Origin of the sequence: Segatella copri, from assembly GCF_009494835.1 — a bacterium.
Classification (GTDB): Bacteria; Bacteroidota; Bacteroidia; order Bacteroidales; family Bacteroidaceae; genus Prevotella; species Prevotella copri_F.
Map to the genome: position 1 here is coordinate 1 of NZ_VZBE01000010.1, position 2,912 is coordinate 2,912.

Consider the following 2,912-nt stretch of genomic DNA (forward strand, 5'->3'; position numbering starts at 1 on the left):
GTAAAGCGCGCAACAATCCGGATGTTTCTTCTCCTAAAATTCAATTCAGATTATGAAAAAAGCAAACAAAAAGCTGGTGAAGAACCAGCAGGTGAATAATAACGGCTGCCAGCATGTGCAGCTCGGTGGTGTGGCTTACTATGATGATAAGCAGTATTTCCTCTTCAGTCCTGATTCTGTAAATCAGGGGGTTGTAGAAGCTTTTCGCCGTCATGGTGTGGCTCAGCAAATGCAAGACGGAACATTTGATTTCGTAGCAGTTTCTAAGCCGAAAAGCCAGTCGGAACTGATTAAGAAACTGGCGCATGGTCGGTTGAGCAAGACCAAGGATGGGGCTATTCAGCTCACGCTGAAGGTGTTCTTCCATGAGGGACTCAACATCGCCCAAACGCTGACTGTTGAGTCAGCAGAAGGGGCTGATGCTTTAGTGGATTATCAATTAAAACGATAAGTAATAAGATAGATGAGTTGTTATTTAATTAAGGTGGAGAATGGGCACAAGGTTGCCCGCTCCATCACTTCGGAAGAGGAGTATAAGCAGTTGCGTGGAAGCAATGAGCAGAAGGCGAATCTTCGCCTGGCTCGTGCCGGAAACGATGCTGCGAAAAGAAGACTGGTACAGTTTAACTACTCCGGCCATTATCCGCAAGGCGTGGTGAAGGGAATGAAACTGCCAAGCGGTGCTTTCGGATTTGATATGGATGAGCCGGAGGCTTTCGCCAAGGCTGCCAAGCTGCTGCTGAAAGAACCGGACAAGTACGGACTGCTGATGCTGGAACGTAGCGCACGACAGGGCGGACATGCGGTGTTTGAACGCGAAAAGGGCAAGACGGTTCTGGAGAATCAGGTACGAATTGCTACGATGCTCAAGTGCGAAATGGATACTTCGGCTCACGACATTAATCGGGTTTATTTCACTACCACATCGGATGGCGAAGATTTGCTATTCCTTTCGCCACGGCTCTTCAAGGATGAATACGATGAGGCTGCCGTGGCAGCTGAAGGGAAGGTTCTAGAAGAAAGAGAACGGTATGGGAAGGAGGAACTACCGGAAGGGGCGCACAAGGCAAACAAGCACTTTATGCCTTGGAAGGAAGAATTCAAGAAGGATTCTCAAGGGAGTTTTAAGAGTCAAGAATTAGAGAATTCGAGAATTTCTTCTTCTTCTGCTGCTTCATCCCCAGCTGGTTCATCAGCTTCTTCTTCTGCTTCTCAAGACAATTACCTCGGGATTCCTTATGGCGAAATCATTAAGAAGTGGTGGCAGATGTATAATGATGGGCAGGAGCCGATGCGCTCCAACCGCAATACGCTGACCTTTGAGCTGGCTGTGAATCTGCGCCATATCTGTGGTTTTGACCGCAATCTGCTGGCTCAGATTATTCCCTGCTACGATGGGTTTCCCGAACAGGAAAAGATGGCTTGCATCAAGTCGGCACTCGGAGAAAAACTTACGCAAATGCCTAAGCGTCTGAAAGATGTACTGGCTGCGCTGAGACAGGAAAAGTTGAAGCAAGCTACTCTGAAAGGCATAACGCTTAAGGAGAACGAGAAACTGATCAATGCACTGGACGAGGCAAATGCCCAGGACGAACTGTTCTATTTCAAAGCCTTGCCCAAATTGCCGCAGGGAGTACGCGACTCGGTTCATGCAGTAGGGCCGCCCCTTGCTTTACCCGTGATTACCGCTATCTGTCCTGTCATCGGAATGCTGGCTACTGGCGTGAAAATCTCCATTCACGGCAAGATGAATTCGCTCAACCTCATCTCTTACATTGCCGGTGATTTTGCATCAGGAAAGGGAAGCATTGACCCGGTAATCAATGTATGGACTTCGGAAGTAAAAGCAATGGACAAAATGTACCAGCAGAAGGAGGATGAATGGAGAGCCAAGAAGCGTGCGGCTAAGAACAAGAAGGAGCAGCCGGAAGAGCCGAAACTGCCGGTAAGATGCTTGACACTGAACAATACGGTGGCAAATCTGGCTGAACGACTGGCTAATACTGAAGGCAAGCACGCCTTCTCGTTCACACCGGAAGCTGACACCGTTGCGCAGAAGTGGAAATCAGCAATGAGTGATTTTTCTGTCATGTTAAGACAGGCTTACGACGGAACAAGCTATGAGCGCGAGGCAAGAAGTGCAGATGCGGTGAATGTCCATATAGACAGACTGTTATGGAATGTGGTGATGTGCGGAACGCCAGATGCACTTTATCGAGTAGTGAACAATTATACGGATGGTTTCCAGAGCCGTATTGTCGTGGCGCGAACGCCGGACAACACGTTCACCCCGCTCACAGATAACCTCTTCGTGCTTACACCTCGCCAGCAAAGCAATATTCTGCAGATAGCCCATCTGTTACCCATGATGGCAGGCGAAGTAGAACTGCCTAAGCTGGAAGCCAAGGGTAGGGAATGGCTGGAGCAGATAAGACTGGAGACGATGAAAGATGATGACAAAGTGAAAGCCCGCCAGCGTTTTCGTATCTGTCCTACCACGATGAGAATGATGGCGTGCATCATGCTCTGCAAGGTGGCAGAATCGCTGATACAGAAACTTGGAGCGGAAGAGGCAGAAACAAGATTGAAGGAGAATCCTCTCTTGTGGAAGGAAATGATTGTGAAAATGCAGACACCGAGCATGCTTTCAGCCTTTGATGTTCTGGCTAACTATCAGCTGGAGAATGCGCTCTATTTCTTTCGCAGTCGTATCGAAGCTGCTTTCTCATCCAAGGATTATTGCGGACAGGCACCTGCTGACCGCATTCGTCGTGGAAGAAACGATACTATCTTTGAGCGCTTAGACGTAACCTTCACCTTTGAACAGGCTCAGCAGCAGAGTGTTGCCATCAAGGGCGCTAACGTTACGCACGAGGCTGTAAGACAGATGCTGAAGAACTGGAAGCGACAGG

2 protein-coding genes are annotated in these 2,912 nt (G+C 48.7%); both read left to right on the forward strand.

Going from position 1 to position 2,912, the window contains the following annotated elements; translation table 11 throughout:
- The first annotated feature begins 52 nt into the window (after positions 1 to 52).
- On the forward strand, positions 53 to 451 hold the full coding sequence (locus F7D47_RS01905; RefSeq protein ID WP_153095762.1) for a hypothetical protein: 399 nt from the start codon (positions 53 to 55) through the stop codon (positions 449 to 451).
- 12 nt (positions 452 to 463) lie between these two features.
- A partial coding sequence (locus F7D47_RS01910; RefSeq protein ID WP_153095763.1) for a DUF3987 domain-containing protein occupies positions 464 to 2,912 on the forward strand: 2,449 nt, incomplete at its 3' end.